General features: G+C 70.0%; 14 protein-coding genes. 6 read left to right on the top strand and 8 right to left on the bottom strand.

Annotation, left to right across the window (positions count from 1 at the left end; all coding sequences use genetic code 11):
* Window positions 1-248: 248 nt before the first annotated feature.
* Both IO29_RS22515 and dapA read right to left on the bottom strand, forming a co-directional pair.
* Window positions 249-1,934 carry a ribonuclease J gene (locus tag IO29_RS22515; RefSeq protein WP_030381282.1) on the bottom strand — a complete coding sequence of 562 codons (1,686 nt, stop codon included), beginning with the start codon at window positions 1,932-1,934 and terminating at the stop codon, window positions 249-251.
* 142 nt (window positions 1,935-2,076) lie between these two features.
* Entirely contained in the window at window positions 2,077-2,976 is a 900-nt protein-coding gene (gene dapA, locus IO29_RS22510; RefSeq protein WP_030381283.1) for a 4-hydroxy-tetrahydrodipicolinate synthase, read from the bottom strand.
* A 378-nt stretch (window positions 2,977-3,354) separates the two neighbouring features.
* Between dapA and IO29_RS22505 the strand changes: the two genes are divergently transcribed.
* Window positions 3,355-3,594, top strand: a complete 240-nt coding sequence (locus IO29_RS22505) for a hypothetical protein (protein WP_030381284.1) — start codon at window positions 3,355-3,357, stop codon at window positions 3,592-3,594.
* A gap of 230 nt (window positions 3,595-3,824) precedes the next feature.
* A complete protein-coding gene (locus tag IO29_RS22500; RefSeq protein ID WP_030381285.1) occupies window positions 3,825-4,385 on the top strand; it encodes a PH domain-containing protein in 561 nt (186 codons plus the stop codon).
* 49 nt (window positions 4,386-4,434) lie between these two features.
* On the opposite strand, the gene IO29_RS22495 is transcribed toward IO29_RS22500, so the two are convergent.
* The 6 genes from IO29_RS22495 to eccD form a co-directional block, all read right to left on the bottom strand.
* The gene (locus IO29_RS22495; protein ID WP_030381286.1) at window positions 4,435-4,935 is read right to left on the bottom strand and encodes a tetratricopeptide repeat protein; all 501 of its coding nucleotides are present in this window, start codon (window positions 4,933-4,935) and stop codon (window positions 4,435-4,437) included.
* Window positions 4,936-5,023: 88 nt separating this feature from the next.
* Window positions 5,024-5,776 carry a 4-hydroxy-tetrahydrodipicolinate reductase gene (gene dapB, locus IO29_RS22490; RefSeq protein WP_030381287.1) on the bottom strand — a complete coding sequence of 251 codons (753 nt, stop codon included), beginning with the start codon at window positions 5,774-5,776 and terminating at the stop codon, window positions 5,024-5,026.
* A gap of 73 nt (window positions 5,777-5,849) precedes the next feature.
* Entirely contained in the window at window positions 5,850-7,229 is a 1,380-nt protein-coding gene (locus IO29_RS22485; RefSeq protein ID WP_030381288.1) for a M16 family metallopeptidase, read from the bottom strand.
* Entirely contained in the window at window positions 7,226-9,442 is a 2,217-nt protein-coding gene (locus tag IO29_RS22480) for a polyribonucleotide nucleotidyltransferase (protein ID WP_030381289.1), read from the bottom strand. The genes IO29_RS22485 and IO29_RS22480 overlap by 4 nt, the downstream gene beginning before the upstream one ends.
* Before the next feature lie 393 nt (window positions 9,443-9,835).
* The gene (gene rpsO, locus IO29_RS22475; RefSeq protein ID WP_030381290.1) at window positions 9,836-10,123 is read right to left on the bottom strand and encodes a 30S ribosomal protein S15; all 288 of its coding nucleotides are present in this window, start codon (window positions 10,121-10,123) and stop codon (window positions 9,836-9,838) included.
* A 218-nt stretch (window positions 10,124-10,341) separates the two neighbouring features.
* Complete coding sequence (gene eccD / locus IO29_RS22470; protein WP_030381291.1) at window positions 10,342-11,811, bottom strand: type VII secretion integral membrane protein EccD; 1,470 nt, start codon at window positions 11,809-11,811, stop codon at window positions 10,342-10,344.
* Between the two features lie 162 nt (window positions 11,812-11,973).
* On the opposite strand from eccD, the gene IO29_RS22465 reads away from it, so the two are divergent.
* The 4 genes from IO29_RS22465 (at window position 11,974) to mycP (ending at window position 19,474) form a co-directional block, all read left to right on the top strand.
* Entirely contained in the window at window positions 11,974-15,930 is a 3,957-nt protein-coding gene (locus IO29_RS22465) for a type VII secretion protein EccC (RefSeq protein ID WP_030381292.1), read from the top strand.
* A gap of 69 nt (window positions 15,931-15,999) precedes the next feature.
* On the top strand, window positions 16,000-16,503 hold the full coding sequence (locus tag IO29_RS22460) for a hypothetical protein (protein WP_033226225.1): 504 nt from the start codon (window positions 16,000-16,002) through the stop codon (window positions 16,501-16,503).
* A complete protein-coding gene (locus tag IO29_RS36840) occupies window positions 16,503-18,044 on the top strand; it encodes a WXG100 family type VII secretion target (RefSeq protein WP_078618396.1) in 1,542 nt (513 codons plus the stop codon). Before IO29_RS22460 ends, IO29_RS36840 begins: the two co-directional genes overlap by 1 nt.
* A gap of 98 nt (window positions 18,045-18,142) precedes the next feature.
* Window positions 18,143-19,474, top strand: coding sequence for a type VII secretion-associated serine protease mycosin (gene mycP / locus IO29_RS22455; RefSeq protein WP_234316390.1), 1,332 nt, complete (start codon window positions 18,143-18,145; stop codon window positions 19,472-19,474).
* Window positions 19,475-19,491 lie beyond the last annotated feature (17 nt).

Genomic DNA, 19,491 nt, shown 5'->3' with positions numbered 1-19,491 from the left:
TCTCTCAGGCTTTCCTCCGGGCGCTTCCCTTCGGTCTTGCGTTTCCGACTCTATCAGACCGTTTCGCTGTCCGATTTCCTCGGTGCTTTCCAGGACTTCACTCTTCCGAGCGCTTTCCTTTCCGGCGGTTCCGACTTTCTTCCGAGCGCTTTCCTTTCCGGCGGTTCCGACTTTATCAGATCCGTTTCCGGTCCGATCCCCCGTCAGAAGGGGGCGTCTTCCCGGCCGTTGGGCCGTGTGACGTGGCGTCAGACCTCCACGACGACCGGCAGGATCATCGGCCGGCGCCGGTAGGTGTCCGAGACCCACTTGCCCAGTGTGCGGCGGATGAGCTGCTGCAACTGGTGCGGTTCCACGACGCCGTCCTGGGCCGATCGTTCGAGCGTCTCCGTGATCTTCGGCAGGACCACGGCGAACGCCGAGTCCTCGATGCCGGAGCCGCGGGCCTGGACGTGCGGACCACCGGTGATCTTCCCGGTGGACGAGTCCATCACCACGAAGACGGAGATGATGCCCTCGTCGCCGAGGATCCTGCGGTCCTTGAGCGCGGGTTCGCCGACATCGCCGACGGAGAGCCCGTCCACGTAGACATACCCGGCCTGGACCTTGCCGGAGATCTTCGCCTTGCCGCCGACGAGGTCGACGACGACGCCGTCCTCGGCGATGACGATACGGTCGTGCGGGACGCCGGTCAGCGCGCCCAGTTCGGCGTTGGCCCGCAGGTGGCGCCATTCGCCGTGGACCGGCATCAGGTTCCTGGGCCGGCAGATGTTGTAGAAGTACAGCAGCTCACCGGCGGAGGCGTGTCCGGACACGTGGACCTTGGCGTTGCCCTTGTGGACGACGTTGGCGCCCCACCGGGTCAGGCCGTTGATCACGCGGTACACCGCGTTCTCGTTGCCCGGGATGAGGGACGAGGCGAGGATCACCGTGTCGCCCTGGACGATCCGGATCTGGTGGTCACGGTTCGCCATGCGCGACAGCGCCGCCATCGGCTCGCCCTGGGAGCCCGTACAGACCAGTACGACCTCGTGGTCCGGGAGATCGTCGAGGGTCTTCACATCGACGACGAGACCGGCCGGCACCTTCAGATAGCCGAGGTCCCGGGCGATGCCCATGTTGCGGACCATGGAGCGGCCGACGAAAGCCACCCGGCGCCCGTATTCGTGGGCGGCGTCGAGGATCTGCTGGATGCGGTGGACGTGGCTGGCGAAGCTGGCCACGATGATCCGCTTGCTCGCACCGGCGAAGACCTGGCGCAGGACGCTGGAGATGTCGCGCTCGTGCGGGGTGAACCCGGGGACCTCGGCGTTGGTGGAGTCGGCGAGGAGCAGGTCGATGCCCTCCTCGCTGAGCCGCGCGAACGCGTGCAGGTCCGTGAGGCGGTTGTCCAGCGGGAGCTGGTCCATCTTGAAGTCGCCGGTGTGGACCACCATGCCGGCCGGGGTGCGGATGGCGACCGCGAGAGCGTCCGGGATGGAGTGGTTGACCGCGACGAACTCGCAGTCGAAGGGGCCGACGCGCTCCCGGTGTCCCTCGGCCACCTCGAGGGTGTAGGGGCGGATGCGGTGCTCCTGGAGCTTGGCCTCGATCAGGGCGAGGGTCAGCTTGGAGCCGATCAGCGGGATGTCCGGCTTCTCGCGCAGCAGGAAGGGCACGCCACCGATGTGGTCCTCGTGACCATGGGTGAGGACGATGCCCTCGATGTCGTCGAGGCGGTTACGGATGGACGTGAAGTCCGGCAGGATCAGGTCGATTCCGGGCTGCTCCTCCTCGGGGAAGAGCACTCCGCAGTCGACGATCAACAGGCGGCCGCCGTATTCGAACACGGTCATGTTCCGGCCGATTTCACCGAGGCCGCCGAGCGGGGTGACCCGCAGGCCGCCCTCGGGAAGGGGCGACGGCGGGCCGAGTTCAGGGTGCGGATGACTCAAAAGACTCTCCTCACCATGCGCGCCACGTACCTGGGGGCACGTGGCGCGCATGACGTTCGTGCATAAGCAGTTGTCGTGGTGTGGGTTCGCAGGCACGCACCGGTTCCGGGGCGTCCTGCCTCTTCAGTTGTGAAGTCCGTTGTCAGAGCTGTACCCCACCGGCAGCAAGATCGATCTTGAGCTGGGCGGTCTCCTCGGGGGTGAGTTCCACCATGGGCGCGCGCAGCGGTCCTGCGGGCAGGCCCTGGAGGGCGAGCGCGGCCTTGGTGGTCATCACTCCCTGGGTGCGGAACATGCCGGTGAAGACCGGAAGCAGCTTCTGGTGGATCTCGAGCGCCTTCTGGACGTCGCCGGCGGTGTACGCCTCGACGAGGGTACGCAGCTCGGGCGTGACGACATGGCCGACGACCGAGACGAAGCCGACCGCGCCGACCGAGAGCAGGGGGAGGTTGAGCATGTCGTCGCCGGAGTACCAGGCGAGTCCGGAGCGGGCGATGGCCCAGCCGGCCCGGCCGAGGTCGCCCTTGGCGTCCTTGTTGGCGACGATCCTGGGGTGCTCGGCCAGGCGGACGATCGTCTCGGTGCTGATCGGGACGCCGCTGCGGCCGGGGATGTCGTACAGCATGACCGGCAGGCCGGTGGCGTCCGCGATGGCAGCGAAGTGCCGGTACAAACCCTCCTGAGGGGGCTTGTTGTAGTACGGCGTGACGGTGAGCAGGCCGTGCGCGCCGGCCTGCTCGGCGGCGCGGGCGAGCTCGATGCTGTGGTGGGTGTCGTTGGTGCCGACTCCGGCCACGACGTGGGCGCGGTCTCCGACGGCCTCCGCCACGGCCCGTACGAGATCCCTTTTCTCCGCGTCACTCGTGGTCGGCGACTCACCGGTGGTGCCGTTGACGACCAGGCCGTCGTTGCCTGCGTCCACCAGGTGGGTGGCGAGTCGCTGCGCGCCGTCGAGGTCGAGTGCGCCGTCCGCCGTGAAGGGCGTGACCATGGCGGTGAGGACCCGCCCGAAGGGGGTCTGCGGAGTCGAGGTCGGAGCCATGGGTAACACGCTACTCGTTGCTCAGGGCGTGGTCTGCCCTCGGGGGAGGCGACAAGCCGTGACGAAGGTGGGGTCCGGCACTGCCTGCTCGGGGGTTCAAGCAGTGCCGGGCCCGTTTGTTCAGGCTAAGTGAACCTCGTGAAATGCCGCAATCCGGACACCTCCAGAGGCTGACCGTACGTACGTTCCCGGGGCGGGCGAAGCCCGGCGAATCCTCCAGACCCGGCGAGTCCTGCGAACTTCCGTGAACTTCCGTGAAAACGGTGATTGCGGGCACCAATCGAGGCATTCGTTCGTCTGTGTTGGTGAGAGGGATTCGTTCGATCGCTCGGACCTCTGTCCCTCGTTCCCACGACCCCGAAAGGATCGGCACCTCCCATGTTCCGCCGGCGCGAGCCCGTCCCGTTCGCCTTCGTCGCCGAAGCCGACAGGTTCCGCAGCAATGTCACTCCCCCGCCCCGGCGGCGGGCCCCCGCCGGGCAGATAGCCGGGCGCTGGCTGATGGGGCTCACCATCGTCGCCGCGCTCGTCGGCGCCCTGCTCATCGGCATGCCCGCGCTCTCGCTTGACCACGCGACCACGAAGACGCAGCAGCCCGTGGCCTCCGACGGCCGTTGAGTCCCGGAGCGCGCGGTGACTCCCGGCGCGCGAGACGGACGCACGATCTGCACGGCGGGCTGCCGGCGCGCGAGGCCGGCTGCCGGCCGGGGGCGGTGGGCGCGCTCCGGCAGTCCAAGTGGCACTCCACAGTCCGCGTGGCACTCCACCGGCCGCCCTGGGGTGGTGACCGGCGGCACCGCTCGGTAGCCTCACCGCATCTCCGTGCGTGGACCGAGTGAGGAACAGACGTGCCCCTGCCCTTCCTGACGGCCGATCGGGTGTTCGACGAGGCGGCGGACGACCGTGCTCTGCCTTACGAGGACCGCGACCACTGGCGCCGTCCGTACCGGCCCGGTCCCTGGCGGGTCGCCGCGGCGGCGCTGTTGCTGCTGCTCGCCTCGTACGTCCTCTTCGCCGCGGTCATCATCGCGTTCACCGGCACGCTGTCCACCGCCGTGGGCTGCCTCGGTGCCGCCCTGGTGGTCATCCTGGGCGCGCTGCGGCTGCTGCGCACGGGTGTCTGGGTGAGCGGGCGCGGACTGCGCCGGGTGGCGTTCTTCCGCACCACCACCGTGCCGTGGGAACAGGTGGTCGCGGTGCGCACGGCCCAGCAGCCGGTGCGCTGGCTCGGTCTGCCGCGCACGGTTCAGGGCCAGGCGCTGACGCTGGTCCGCCGGGGTCGTGCGACGGACGGGCCGGTACCGCTGCTGACCACGCACGACGCGGACTTCCTGGCGCGTCCGGACGCCTTCGACCGGGCGGCGGACACGGTCGAGGCGTGGGCCGAGGAGCATCGGCTGGGCGGGTGATGCCCCGGCTGAGCGGGAGGCGCACCGGCTGGGGCGGATGACGCCCCGGCTACGCCCCGACCGCGTCCTCGGTACTGCCCGTGCTGTTCGTGCCGTCCCCGACGCCCGTCCCGTTCGTGGCGTGCAGGGTGATCGCCCGCTGCATCGCCTTGCGGGCGCGCGGGACGTCGCGGGCGTCGTGGTAGGCGATGGCGAGCCGGAACCAGCTGCGCCAGTCGTCCGGGGCCTCTTCGGTCTCGGCCCGGCGCCGGGCGAAGACCTCGTCGGCCGAGTCACGGTCGATGCGCCCGCTGGGCGTGCGCCTCAGCTCGTCGACCGGGAGGCCCCCCTCCGCGTCGAGCTCGGCGGCGAGCCGGTTGGCCCGGCGCACGAACTGGGTGTTCTTCCACAGGAACCACAGCCCGATCACCGGCAGGACCAGTACGGCGACGCCGAAGGTGACGGTGATGGCGGTGCCGTTCTCGATCAGCAGCACCCCGCGGCTGCCGACCAGGACGAAGTAGACGACCAGGACGGCGGCCGTGACGAAATAGGTGATCTTCGCACGCATGAGGCAGGCTGCTTTTCTCGGGTGTTCCGCGAGGGTTTCTGGGTGGGTTCTGCGGGCCTCCCGAAGGTTTCTCGGGTGGGCCGCCGGCTCAGTCCAGGTCCAGGAAGTGCTCCAGGCCGAAGGTGAGGCCCGGGGCGGTCGCCACCCGGCGGACGCCCAGCAGGATGCCGGGCATGAAGCTGCTGTGGTGCAGCGAGTCGTGGCGGATGGTGAGGGTCTCCCCCTCGGCGCCGAGCAGCACCTCCTGGTGGGCGAGCAGCCCGCGCAGCCGTACGGCGTGCACGGGCACGCCGTCGACGTTCGCGCCGCGCGCCCCGTCCAGGGCCGTCGCCGTGGCGTCCGGCGCCGGGGCACTGCCCGCCTTGGCGCGGGCCGCGGCGATGAGCTGGGCGGTGCGGGTCGCCGTACCGCTCGGGGCGTCGACCTTCTTCGGGTGGTGCAGCTCGACGACCTCGACGGACTCGAACCAGGGCGCCGCGAGCTGCGCGAACCTCATGGTGAGGACGGCCCCGATGGAGAAGTTCGGCGCGATGAGCACACCGGTCTCCGGGGAGCCGTCCAGCCAGCCCGTCAGCCGCGCGAGGCGGTCCTCGGTCCAGCCCGTGGTGCCGACCACCGCGTGGATGCCGTGCCGTACGCAGAAGTCGAGGTTGTCCATGACCGAGTCGGGGGTGGTCAGCTCGACCGCCACCTGGGCGCCGGCCCCGGTGAGCCTCTCCAGCTCGTCCCCGCGGCCGAGGGCGGCCACCAGTTCGAGGTCCTCGGCGGCCTCGACGGCCCGTACGGCCTCGGCGCCGATCCGGCCCTTGGCCCCGAGGACCGCCACGCGCAGCTTGCTCATCTTCTGGCTTCCTTATCGATGTACCGATGTGCCGATGTATCGACGTACCGACTGCCGGCTTGCCGGAAAGGGGCTACGCGACCGCGTCGTGCAGCCGGGCGGCCTGCTTGTCCTTGAGCGGGCCTATGACCGACAGCGAGGGGCGCCGTCCCAGGATCTCGCGGGCGACCGCGCGGACGTCGTCCGGGGTGACCTCGGTGATCCGGGCCAGCATGTCGTCGACGGACATCTGGTCGCCCCAGCACAGTTCGCTCTTGCCGATACGGTTCATCAGCGCGCCGGTGTCCTCCAGGCCGAGCACCGTGGAGCCACGGAGCTGGCCGATGGCGCGGTCGACCTCCTCGTCGGACAGTCCGTGCTCGGCGACGTGGTCGAGCTCGTCGCGGCAGATCTTGAGCACGTCGTGCACCTGGCTGGGCCGGCAGCCGGCGTACACGCCGAACAGTCCGCAGTCGGCGAAGCCCGAGGTGTACGAGTACACGCTGTAGGCCAGGCCGCGCTTCTCGCGGACCTCCTGGAAGAGGCGGGACGACATGCCGCCGCCGAGGGCGGTGTTGAGCACGCCCAGTGCCCAGCGGCGGTCGTCGGTGCGGGACAGGCCCGGCATGCCGAGCACGACGTGCGCCTGTTCGGTCTTGCGGCCGAGCAGCTCCACGCGACCGCCGGCCCGCAGAGTGCGCCGGCCGGAGCGGGGCTCGACCGGGACGGCGTCGGGGCGGCTGAGGGCGTCCACGCGTTCGAAGGCGGCGCGGACCTGGCGTACGACCTTGGCGTGGTCGACGTTGCCGGCGCAGGCGACGACGAGGTGGGTCGGGTCGTAGTGCCTCTTGTAGAAGCGGCGTATCCGGTCGGCGGTCAGCGCGTTGACGGTGTCGACCGTGCCGAGGACGGGGCGGCCGAGGGCGTTGTCGCCGAACATGGTATGCGCGAACAGATCGTGCACGCAGTCGCCCGGGTCGTCCTCGGTCATCGCGATCTCCTCGAGGATCGCGCCGCGTTCGACGTCGACGTCCTCCTCGCGGATCAGGGAGCCGGTGAGCATGTCGCACACGACGTCGATGGCCAGGGGAAGGTCGCTGTCGAGCACGCGTGCGTAGTAGCACGTGTACTCCTTCGCCGTGAACGCGTTCATCTCGCCGCCGACCGCGTCGATCGCGGCGGAGATGTCCAGGGCGCTACGCCGGGCGGTGCCCTTGAAGAGCAGGTGCTCGAGGTAGTGGGTGGCGCCGTTCAGCGCGGGCGTCTCGTCGCGGGAGCCGACGTGGGCCCAGATGCCGAAGGTGGCGGAGCGTACGGAGGGCAGCGTCTCGGTGACGACGCGCAGGCCGCCCGGGAGGGTGGTCCTGCGGACGGTGCCGATGCCGTTGCTGCCCTTGATGAGGGTTTGGGTACGGGCGACGGCCCGCGCCTCCGAGGAGGTGCGGGCCGTCGCCTTGGAGCCACGGGACGTCACTTGTCGCCGTCGTCCTTCTTCTCGTCGTCGCCTTCGCCCTCGATCACGGGGATGAGGGAGAGCTTGCCGCGGGAGTCGATCTCGGCGATCTCAACCTGGACCTTGTGGCCCACACCGAGCACGTCCTCGACGTTCTCCACACGCTTGCCGCCGGCCAGCTTGCGGATCTGCGAGATGTGCAGCAGACCGTCCTTGCCGGGCAGCAGGGAGACGAACGCACCGAAGGTCGTCGTCTTCACGACCGTACCCAGGTAGCGCTCGCCGACCTCGGGCATCGTCGGGTTGGCGATGCCGTTGATCGTGGTGCGGGCGGCCTCGGCGGAGGGGCCGTCGGCGGCACCGATGTAGATGGTGCCGTCGTCCTCGATCGTGATCTCGGCGCCGGTGTCCTCCTGGATCTGGTTGATCATCTTGCCCTTCGGGCCGATGACCTCACCGATCTTGTCGACCGGGATCTTGACGGTGATGATCCGCGGGGCGTTCGGGGACATCTCGTCGGGCCGGTCGATGGCCTCCATCATCACGTCGAGGATGTGGAGGCGGGCGTCGCGGGCCTGCTTGAGGGCCGCGGCCAGCACGGAGGCCGGGATGCCGTCCAGCTTGGTGTCGAGCTGGAGGGCGGTGACGAACTCCTTGGTGCCGGCGACCTTGAAGTCCATGTCGCCGAAGGCGTCCTCGGCGCCGAGGATGTCGGTCAGCGTGACGTAGTGCGTCTCGCCCTCGACCTCCTGGGAGATGAGGCCCATGGCGATGCCGGCGACCGGGGCCTTCAGGGGCACACCGGCGTTGAGCAGCGACATGGTGGAGGCGCAGACCGAGCCCATGGACGTCGAGCCGTTGGAGCCGAGCGCCTCGGAGACCTGGCGGATCGCGTAGGGGAACTCCTCGCGGGCCGGGAGCACCGGCACCAGGGCGCGCTCGGCGAGGGCACCGTGGCCGATCTCGCGGCGCTTGGGGGAGCCGACGCGACCGGTCTCACCGGTGGAGTACGGCGGGAAGTTGTAGTTGTGCATGTAGCGCTTGCGCGTCACCGGGGAGAGGGTGTCGAGCTGCTGCTCCATGCGGAGCATGTTGAGGGTGGTGACGCCCAGGATCTGGGTCTCGCCACGCTCGAACAGCGCCGAGCCGTGCACGCGCGGGATGGCCTCGACCTCGGCGGCCAGGGTGCGGATGTCGGTGACACCGCGGCCGTCGATGCGCTTCTTCTCCTTGATGACGCGCTCGCGGACCAGGGACTTGGTCAGCGCGCGGTACGCGGCGGAGATCTCCTTCTCGCGGCCCTCGAACTCGGGCAGCAGCTTCTCGGCGGCCAGACCCTTGACGCGGTCCAGCTCGGCCTCGCGCTCCTGCTTGCCGGCGATGGTGAGCGCCTGGGCCAGCTCGGGGCGGACGGCACCGGTGAGCGCCTGGAGCACGTCGTCCTGGTAGTCCAGGAAGATCGGGAACTCGCCGGTCGGCTTGGCGGCCTTGGCGGCGAGGTCCGACTGGGCCTTGCAGAGCACCTTGATGAAGGGCTTCGCGGCCTCGAGACCGGCGGCGACGACCTCCTCGGTCGGCGCCTCGGCACCGCCCTTGACGAGCTGGATCGTCTTCTCGGTGGCCTCGGCCTCGACCATCATGATCGCGACGTCGCCGTCCTCCAGGACGCGGCCGGCGACCACCATGTCGAAGACGGCGTCCTCGAGCTCGGTGTGGGTCGGGAAGGCCACCCACTGGTTGTTGATCAGCGCGACACGGGTGCCGCCGATCGGGCCCGAGAAGGGCAGCCCGGCGAGCTGCGTGGACGCGGACGCGGCGTTGATCGCGACGACGTCGTACAGGTGGTCGGGGTTGAGCGCCATGATCGTCTCGACGACCTGGATCTCGTTGCGCAGGCCCTTCTTGAAGGACGGGCGCAGCGGGCGGTCGATGAGGCGGCAGGTGAGGATCGCGTCCTCGGAGGGCCGGCCCTCGCGGCGGAAGAAGCTGCCGGGGATCTTGCCGGCGGCGTACATCCGCTCCTCGACGTCCACCGTGAGGGGGAAGAAGTCGAGCTGGTCCTTGGGGTTCTTCGAGGCGGTGGTGGCCGACAGCACCATGGTGTCGTCGTCCAGGTAGGCCACGGCGGAGCCGGCGGCCTGCTTGGCGAGGCGGCCGGTCTCGAAGCGGATGGTGCGGGTGCCGAAGGAGCCGTTGTCGATGACGGCCTCGGCGTAGTGGGTCTCGTTCTCCACCAGCGTTTTCTCCTACGTTTCGTCTTTCGTCCCGGGCCGCCCGTGTGGCGGGGGGACAGGGGTGGAGAAGCGCTTCCTGCGGTGCGGGCCGGTCTTCGATCGAAGCACCCGGGGCGTGTGCCCGGGGGCCACTACCGAGGACCGGCGGCGGCTCGGCCGCGCTTCTCCTCGTTCGGCCGTACGCAGTGCCGTGCGGTACGCACCGCCGTGCTCTGCGTGTGTCCGTGTCGTGCTGGGTCGTGCTGGGTGGTGCTTTTTCGTGCTGTTTTCGTGTCGTGCGTATTGCGTTGTGCCACCACACTACAAAGCGGCACTGACAGCGCGCACGTTTCCGCACGTACGGCAAAGGGAGCGGCCCCCGATCGGTTCGGGAACCGCTCCCTTCACGGCGTACTACCGGGCGCCCGCCGCACCGCGGCGGATGCCGAGGCGGTCGACCAGCGTACGGAAGCGCTGGATGTCCTTCTTGGCCAGGTACTGCAGCAGCCGGCGGCGCTGACCGACCAGGATCAGCAGACCACGACGGGAGTGGTGGTCGTGCTTGTGGGTCTTGAGGTGCTCGGTCAGGTCCGAGATGCGGCGGGACAGCAGTGCGACCTGGACCTCGGGGGAGCCGGTGTCGCCCTCCTTGGTACCGAACTCGGTGATGATCTGCTTCTTCACAGCGGCGTCGAGCGACACGTGTACTCCTCGTAGTCTCCGAAATGCCTCCGAGCGCCCCCGGTCTGCATCTCGGGGGAGCTTCCGTTACTCGGAAGGCGGGCCGACGGGCGCGACCACCGGAGCCCTGGGGGCTGGGGGGTACGGGCGCACATGGCCGTCAGCCAGAGTACCAGTGCGAGCGGCCCGCTCCGCCGGGCGGCTTCCGGGCCCGGTCTGCGTTCGGTTCGCGGGGCTTCCTAGCCGAGCATCGAGCGTACGTCCGAGAGCACGCCCAGGACCGCCAGACAGAGCGGGACCAGGACGAGGAGCACGGCACCCTCGGTGAGGTCGAGGAAGCGGCCCCAGAAGGGGGACAGCCCCTTGCGGGGGACGATCAGTCCGATCGCCGTGATCAGCGCGGCGCCGGCGGCGACGGCCGCGGTGAGCCAGGCGGTGCGCAGGTCGAGGGCGCCGCGGTCGTCGTGCAGCACGAACTCGGTGAGGGCGCCGGTGGGCGGGTTCAGGGCGAGGCCGAGCAGCAGCAGCGCGATCGTGGCGAGTCCGGCGGCCAGGACGCAGGTCACCTGGGAGGTGTAGCGGAACAGGCGCGCGCGGATCAGCATGGCGAGCCCGGCGGCGAGGGCGAGGAGCTGCGCCCAGACGTCGTCGGAGAAGCCGAGGACGGCCGCGGCGGCTACCACCACGGCCGAGGTGCCGCCGACGAGGCCGAGGAGCATCTCGTGGCCGCGGCGGGCCTGGGCGGCGATGCGTTCGGCGTCCAGCGGTTCGGCGTCCGCGGCCGGCGGGGCGTCGGGGTCGAAGGCGTCCTGGCTCGCGGAGCGCGGAGGCGCGTAGCCGATGGGCAGCCGGGCGAAGCGGGCGGAGAGGCCGGGCAGGAAGGCGACCAGGCCGAGGGCGACCGGAGCGCACACCGAGGCGGCCTCCGTGGCGGAGGCGTCGGCGAGCAGGGCGACGAAGGCGGCCAGGGTGCCGGCCGCGGCCAGGAGGCCGGCGGCCACGAAGGGAGCGTCCCCGCCGGGGGTGAGGACGACCAGGACGAGCGAGGCGACCAGCAGGACCGCGCAGCCGAGCAGGAACTGCAACTTGCCGGGGCCCTGACCGTCGGCCGGCGCGACGATCCCGGAGCCGGCGATCATCAGCAGGGGCAGCGCGCCGAGGCCCACGGCGACGGCGGCGGCCCGGTCGGCGTACACCCGCGCCCGGACGCCCGCGAAGGCGGTCAGCAGCACGCCGAGACCACCGGCGAGGACGCCGGGCAGGCCGTGCATGTCGTGACGGACCGGGTCGGCGTACCACAGGACGAAGCCGCACAGCAGCAACAGCAGTGCGCCGCCGGTCAGGCCGGCGATCCGCAGCAGGTCCTCGCTCCACAGGTGCCGGTCGCGGACGACGGCGGAGGCCACGGCGTCGGAGACGTCGTCGTGCACGGCGGGCGGGAGCGACTCGGCGAAGGGGCGCAGGCCGAGCACCTCCCCGTCGAGCACCCGTTCGTCGGCGAGGGTGCGGGCGCCGTCGAGGACCCGGCCGTCGCGCCGCACCAGGTGGTAGCCGGTGGGCGTGCCGACGGGCTGGGTCTGGCCGGTCAGGCGGAGGATCTCCGGGTAGATGTCGGCGACGGCGATGTCCACCGGCAGCGCGACGTCGATCCGGCTGTCGGGCGCCACGACGGTGACTCTGCAGAAGCCCGTGGCCGTCGTCGTACTCACCTTCACTGCCCCCCTGTTCGCGGATGCGCACGCTGCGGCCGTCACCCTACCGGCACGTTGTGTCAGTGCCGACAAGTAGGATCGCCCGCAGCGGAGGACGACCGTCGCCACGGGGGTGCCGGGGGGATCGACGGTTGTCCGTAAAGGGGGATTGATGCTCCGGTGAGCCAGATCGTCGTCAAGCGCCCGCCGCGTGCCCTGCCGCCCGAAGTGCCCGCGGAAGACCTGCAATTGGAGGGTCCTCCGGAGCTGCCGCGAGGGCAGCACGAGGGCATGCTGATGCAGGTCCTGCCGACGCTCGGCATGGGTTCGTCGGTGGTGTTCTACTTCGCCTCGCCCAACGCGCATCCGTTCATGCGGATCATGGGTGTGCTGATGCTGGTGTCCACGGCCGCGATGGTGGTCTCGCAGATCATCCGTCACCGTCGCGGTACGCAGGGGCAAATGGCCGACGTACGCCGGGACTACCTCCGCTATCTGGCCCAGACCCGGCGCACGGTCCGCCGAACGGCACTGCGGCAGCGGGACGCTCAGTTGTATCTGCACCCCGCGCCGGAGCAGTTGTGGGCGGTGGTGGCCGAGGGCAGCCGGGTGTGGGAACGGCGGGTGCGGGACGACGACTTCGGCCAGGTGCGCATCGGCCTGGGACCGCAGCAGCTGGCCACTCCCCTGGTGGCCCCGCAGACCGCGCCGGTGGACGAGCTGGAGCCGCTGTGCGCCGGTGCCATGCAGCGGTTCCTCGCGGTGCACGGCCAGTTGGACGGGCTGCCGGTGGCGCTGTCGCTGCGGGCCTTCTACCACGTGACGGTCTCCGGGGAGCCGGAGTGCGCCCGGTCGGCGGCGCGCGCGCTGGTGGCGCAGGCCGTCACCCTGCACTCCCCCGACGACCTGGTCGTGGCGGTCGTCACCTCGCCGGGGGCCGCCGGCCGCTGGGACTGGTCGAAGTGGCTTCCGCACTGCCAGCTGACGGGCCGGTTCGACGGGGCGGGCACGCGCCGCCTGTTCGGTGACGACCTGGGCGAACTGGAGCAGCTGCTCGCCGACCGCCTGACCGACCGGCCCCGGTTCGCGCGCGACGGCGGGCCGCTGCTGGACCAGCCGCACATCCTCGTCGTCCTCGACGGCGGCATGGTGCCTCCCACCTCGGTGTTCGCCGGGGCCGAGGGGCTACAGGGCGTGACGATCATCGAGGTGGTCTCCGGCGAGCTCGACCAGCCGCGCGGCGACCTCTCGGTCGTCGTACGTCCCGACCGGCTGTGGCTCGACTCCGGTGGCGGCATCGCCTTCGAGGGCGTGCCCGACGGCCTGTCGCTGCCCGCCGCCGAGGCGCTGGCGCGGCAGCTCGCGCCGCTGCGCACGGGCGGCGGGGACGACGACGAACCACTGCTGGCCAACCTGGACTTCACCGACCTGCTGGGGCTGGGCGACGCCGCCTCGGTGGACGTCACGCGCACCTGGCGGCCGCGTTCCCTGCCGGAGCGGCTGCGGGTGCCGATCGGTGTCGGCGAGAACGGCCGGCCGGTGATGCTGGACCTGAAGGAGGCCGCGCAGGACGGCATGGGCCCGCACGGCCTGTGCGTGGGCGCGACCGGTTCCGGCAAGTCCGAACTGCTGCGCACGCTGGTACTGGGCCTGGCCGTCACGCACTCCTCGGAGACGCTGAACTTCGTCCTCGCCGACTTCAAGGGCGGTGCCACGTTCGCCGGCATGTCGCAGATGCCGCACGTCGCCGCCGTCATCACCAACCTCGCCGACGACCTCACGCAGGTCGACCGCATGGGGGATGCCATCCGGGGCGAGCTCCAGCGGCGCCAGGAGCTGCTGCGCGCGGCCGGCAACTACGCCAACATCCACGACTACGAGAAGGCGCGCGCCGCCGGTGCTCCTCTGGAGCCGCTGGCCTCGCTCGTCCTGGTGATCGACGAGTTCAGCGAACTCCTCACCGCCAAGCCGGACTTCATCGACATGTTCATCCAGATCGGCCGCATCGGCCGCTCCCTGGGGGTGCATCTGCTGCTCGCCTCGCAGCGTCTGGAGGAGGGCCGGCTGCGCGGTCTGGACACCTATCTGTCGTACCGGATCGGCCTGCGGACGTTCTCCGCGGCCGAGTCCCGCGCGGCCCTCGGCGTGCCCGACGCCTACCACCTGCCGTCCGTGCCCGGCTCGGGGTACCTGAAGTTCGGCACGGACGAGATGGTGCGCTTCAAGGCGGCGTACGTGTCGGGGACGTACCGGTCGGGCGGCCCCGAGGCCTCCCGGGGCAGCGCGCCCGCCGAGCGCCGGCCGGTGCTCTTCACGGCCTCCGCCGTGCCCGTCGCCCATCCGGCACCCGAACCCGCACGGACGCCGGCCGCCCGCGCGGAGGACGACGCGCTGGCCGACACGGTGCTGGACGTGGTCGTACGGCGGCTGGAGGGCCAGGGCGTGCCCGCGCACCAGGTGTGGCTGCCCCCGCTGGACCGGGCGCCCACGCTGGACCAGCTGCTGCCGGCGCTGGCGGTGTCCCCGGAGCGCGGTCTTCAGGCGCCGGAGTACGCGCGGCCGGGCGGGCTGGCCGTGCCGCTGGGTCTGATCGACAAGCCGTTCGAGCAGAAGCGTGAGGTGCTGTACCGGGACTTCTCTGGCGCGGCCGGCCACATGATGGTGGTGGGCGGCCCGCAGTCCGGCAAGTCCACCCTGCTGCGCACGCTGATCACGTCGTTCGCGCTCACGCACACGCCCCACGAAGTGCAGTTCTACTGCCTGGACTTCGGCGGCGGCGGTCTGGCGGCGCTGGCCGACCTCCCGCATGTGGGCGGCGTGGCCTCCCGGCTGGATCCCGAGCGGGTCCGCCGCGCGGTCGCGGAGGTGGCGGGTGTCCTCAACCGCCGCGAGCAGTTCTTCCGCAGCCACGGCATCGACTCCGTCCCGACGTACCGCAGACGCCGCGCCGCGGGTGACCTGCCCGGCGAGGCATGGGGCGACGTCTTCCTGGTCATCGACGGCTGGGGCAACTTCAAGACCGAGTACGAGGGCCTCGAGGCCGTCGTCAACGACATCGCGGGGCGGGGCCTCGGCTACGGGGTCCACGTCGTCGTGTCGGCCTCGCGCTACATGGAGGTCCGGGCGGCCCTGAAGGACCAGATGCTGGGGCGGCTGGAACTGCGCCTGGGCGACGCGATGGACTCCGAGTTCGACCGCAAGGTCGCCATGAACGTGCCGGCGGGCGTGCCCGGACGCGGCCAGGTGCCGGAGAAGCTGCACTTCATGTCGGCGCTGCCGCGCATCGACTCGACGCCCTCCGCGGAGGACCTGTCCGAGGCGACGGCACGGCTCGTCGAAGCGGTGCGGGGCGGCTGGCAGGGCCCCGCGGCCCCGACGGTCCGGCTGCTGCCGCGCCGGCTCCCGGCCGACCAGCTGCCCAAGGGCTTCGAGTTCCCGCAGCACGGCATCGCGATCGGCATCGACGAGGCGAGCCTGGAGCCGGTCTTCGTCGACTTCGACACCGATCCGTTCTTCCTCGTCTTCGGCGAGAGCGAGTCGGGCAAGACGAACCTGCTGCGCCTGATCGCGAAGCAGATCGCCGAGCGCTACACGCCGGCCGAGGCGCGCATCGTCGTCGGCGACTACCGGCGCACCATGCTGGAGGCCGTGTCGGAGGAACACCTGCTGGAGTACGCGCCGATGGCGTCGGCGATGCAGGTCCACATGGACGCGATCAACCAGTTCATGGAGATGCGGGCGCCGAAGCCGGACATCACGCCCCAGCAGCTGCGCGACCGCAGCTGGTGGAGCGGGCCGCAGCTGTTCGTCCTCGTCGATGACTACGAACTGGTGGCCACGGGTTCGGGCAATCCGCTGGCCCAGCTGGTCGAGCATCTGCCCTTCGCCCGTGACGTGGGCGTGAAGTTCATCATCGCCCGCAGTGCGGCCGGCGCCTCACGGGCGATGTACGAGTCCTTCATGCAGCGGGTGAAGGAGCTGGGCGCGCAGGGCGTGGTCCTTTCGGGCGACCCGAGCGAGGGCGACATCCTGGGCACGGTCCGGGCGCGCCCGATGCCGCCCGGACGTGGCGTGTTCGTGTCGCGCAAGCGCGGTACGTCGCTGATTCAGGTGGGGTTGCTCCAGCAACGCCACTAGAGTGACTGATCGAGTCGTCGCTCTGTGCGAGTGGACGGGGCGAACGGGGTGAACGGGGAGGCAGGAAAGGTGACTTCGCACGGGGGCGGCGCCACGGGGGACGTTCCGGACACGGGCCGGTCCTTCGACACCCTGGCCGGGGTGAATCCGCAGCTGGCGCTGGACATCCAGCACGGCGCGATGAAGGACTTCAAGAAGCGGGTCGACGCACTGCTCGTCGAGCTGGACAAGTCGGAGGCGGCCCCCGGCAAGGTCGGCGACGACCGCCTGCCGCGCGCGCAGCTCGGCTCCGCCGAGTTCAAGGAAGCACAGTTCCTCTACGACTCGTACACCCTCGTCCACGACGAGTTGGAGAACCTCTCCAAGGCCCTCAGCGCCCAGATCGAGGGCATGGGCCTCGCGGTCCACGCGTCACGGGTGGGCTACGCGAACCTGGACGAGGACATCAAGGCACGGATGAAGGCGGTCAACGCGGAGGCGGAGAGGTATTACGTGGCGGGGAGGGATCCGTACGTGCAGCAGCCCGACAAGTCGGCGGCGTCCGGCTCCGAGGGAACGAAGGAGCAGTGGTAATGGGCGAGCAGTCCAAGAACCACGAACCCCGACTCGCTCGCACGGACTTCGAGTCCATGACGCACGAGCAGCTCGCAGCCCTGCTCGACTCCGCGAACACAGCCGGTGCCTCACACCTGTCCAGCAAGCTGTCCAAGGCGGCATCGACGATCACGAAGATCGGCGACGACCTCATGACGTACGTCAAGGGGCTGGAGTGGCAGGGCGAGGGCGGCGACGCGTTCCGTGACTGGGGCGGTCAGACGGCGAGCTCCACCCTGCGGCTGGGCCAGTACGCCGAGGTGGCCTCCCGCTGGATGGGCACGGTGTCGCAGGCCATCGCCGAGGCGAAGGCGGCCATGCCGGACGTCTCCGAGACCACCCGGGCCAAGACGGATCTCGCCGACGCGCACAAGACGATCAACGTGGCGCATCAGCCGGGCGCGCACAACGACCCCGACGCCCAGAAGCTGGCCGCCACGGCCAAAACGGATGCCGCGGCCGCCCAGCACCGCATCGAGGCGGCGCGGGCCGAGGCGATCCAGCAGATGCAGAAGCTGGCGCAGACGTACGAGTTCTCGGCACAGCAGGTGAACGGGGTGTCACCGCCTACGTTCTCGCCGCCGGCAGAAAATGCGGGAACGCCCGCCTGGTGGCATTACGGTGACAAGTCTCATCTGTCTGCGGGTACCGCGTACTCGGGTCGCGGCAATTCGGGCAGTGTCTACGATTCGGGAGGTGGCGGCGCCACCGGGCAACAATCGGTCGCGCGCCACGGTGCATCTACCACCAGCGGTCACAGCGCTCCACACGTTGGCGACCGTCAGGCGCACCAGTTCCAGCCCGTCTCTCTTGGGATCGACGGCGCGGACACGCTCGCACGGACTCCTCAGCCTCCCGCCTCACCGACTCCAACGGGAACGACTCCGCCTCATCGCGAGCCATCGCTGCTCGAGCAGCCAAGTCCTGGGCCTTCCACGTTCACAGGTGGCGGACGCACTTCGGGCTCAAGCGCCTCTCCCCGTGTCCCCTCCGGCCGCGTTGCACAGGTACCCGGGGTGACCAAGCCGGCTGGAAGTATGCCGCGAATGCCTCGGGAGACTGGAATCGTCGGCGGCCGACCGGTTGTCAATGCCGGTCGTCCCACGAACGCCATCCCACGCGGAAACGTCATCGGCAAGGACAACGTTCAGGGGCGCACGCCGCTGAGCAGGGGCGTGTCTCCAGGATCCCCTGCCAGCGGGACCACTCGTAGCGGCTTGGCCGGTGGCCGACGCCTTGCGTCGGAGACTGGCAGCATCGTCGGCAATCGTCCCGGCCAGCCCGGACGAAGAAGCGGTCGCCCTTTCACTACGGGTGGTTCCGGATTGGTCCGCCCGTCTTCCAATGCCGCCGAAAACACGAACGGTTCGGCGACCGGCCGCGTAGGTTCTGGAAGTCGTTCCTCTGGCTCACGCAGGGAGCCGGAGCAGCAGGAGGGCCGTCGGCCTGATTACCTCACCGAGGAGGAGGAGACCTGGACGCGGAATGGCCATCGGACTCTTCCACCAGTGATCGACTGAGTTCGAGACCATTCACTTCAGGAAGTGATATGCGTACCAGAGGCCCGTGGGCACGATGGCCGCTGTCGGCCGCTTCGGTAGGTCTCGGCCTGCTCCTTATGGGCATTGCCGCTACGCCGGCCTATGCCGAGTCGGTCCGGGCACGTCAGTGGCACCTCGATGCCATGCACACGGATGAAATGTGGAAGGAGAGCACGGGGCGCGGTATGACCGTGGCTGTCATCGACTCCGGTGTGGATGACTCTCTGACCGACTTGAAAGGGCAGGTCCTCGATGGTAGGGACTTTTCTGGCCAGCGCGGCGACGAACATACTGACATCGACGGTCATGGCACGGACATGGCTGCTCTGATCGCCGCCAACGGGGCTCGGGGAACACTCAACGGTTCGTATGGCCTCGCGCCCGGAGTCAAGGTCCTGCCCATCCGCATGCGTTACTCGACCGAGAACTTCGGCCAAGTCGACGCAGGTGCCGCGTTCTCAAGAACTCTCTCGAAGGCCATCCGGTACGCGGCGGAGTCAGAGGCGCAGATCATCAACCTCTCTCTGGGGAGCAGCAATTCGCCGGGCCGAAAGAACGTAGGCACCCCACAACTCGAAAGTGCCGTCAAGTACGCCTTGGACAAAGGCAAGCTCCTCTTCGCGGCGGTCGGGAACAGCGGTGACAAGTCCAACCTGCCGGGATATCCGGCGGCGACACCCGGCGTCGTCGGCGTCGGGGCCGCGGATCAAAACGCCAAAGTAGCCTCCTTCTCGCAGCGCGGGGCCCAGGTCGACCTGGTGGCGCCGGGCGTGGACATGGTTCACGCCTGCCGTGGCGGGAGCCAGATCTGCAAGTCCGAGGGGACCAGCGACGCCACTGCCATCGCTTCCGCCTCGGCAGCCCTCATCTGGTCCAAGCATCCCGACTGGACGAACAACCAGGTTCTCCGCGTCATGCTGAACACAGCCAGCAAGCCCTCGGGCGGCGAAAAGCGCAGTGACTACGTCGGCTACGGCGGAGTCCGCCCTCGGGTTGCTCTGCAGAGTCCTGGTGATCCCGGTGCTGCCGACGAATACCCGCTCCCCGATCTGGCTGCCGCAGCTTCCAAGTCCCCGACCCCCGAGACTTCCGCGTCATCAGAGGCAGCCGCCGGCGGAGAGGCGGACGACAGGCATGAAACCGCCGCAACCTCGCAGACGGACGACGGGAACAACACCTCCCTGTGGATCGGCCTGGGCATCGCAGCCGCCGCGCTGCTCGGCGCCGCTGTCGCCGTTCCGGCCATCCGCGCCCGCCGCAACCGCCCGGCTCCCGCCATACCGACAGCGCCGCCGATGCCGCCCGCGTACCAACCGTATGCACAGCCCCCACAGCAGTACCCGCCCTACGGCACGCCACCCGGCACGCCACCCGATGGAGCGCCTCGCCAACCGGGGCAGCGTCCATGAGCACGAGCAGTTGATCG

Source organism: Streptomyces sp. NRRL F-6676 (assembly GCF_000725625.1).
In the GTDB taxonomy this organism is placed as follows: Bacteria; Actinomycetota; Actinomycetes; order Streptomycetales; family Streptomycetaceae; genus Streptomyces.
Note: the sequence above shows the minus strand (reverse complement) of the source record. Positions and strands in the feature narration are given on the sequence as shown.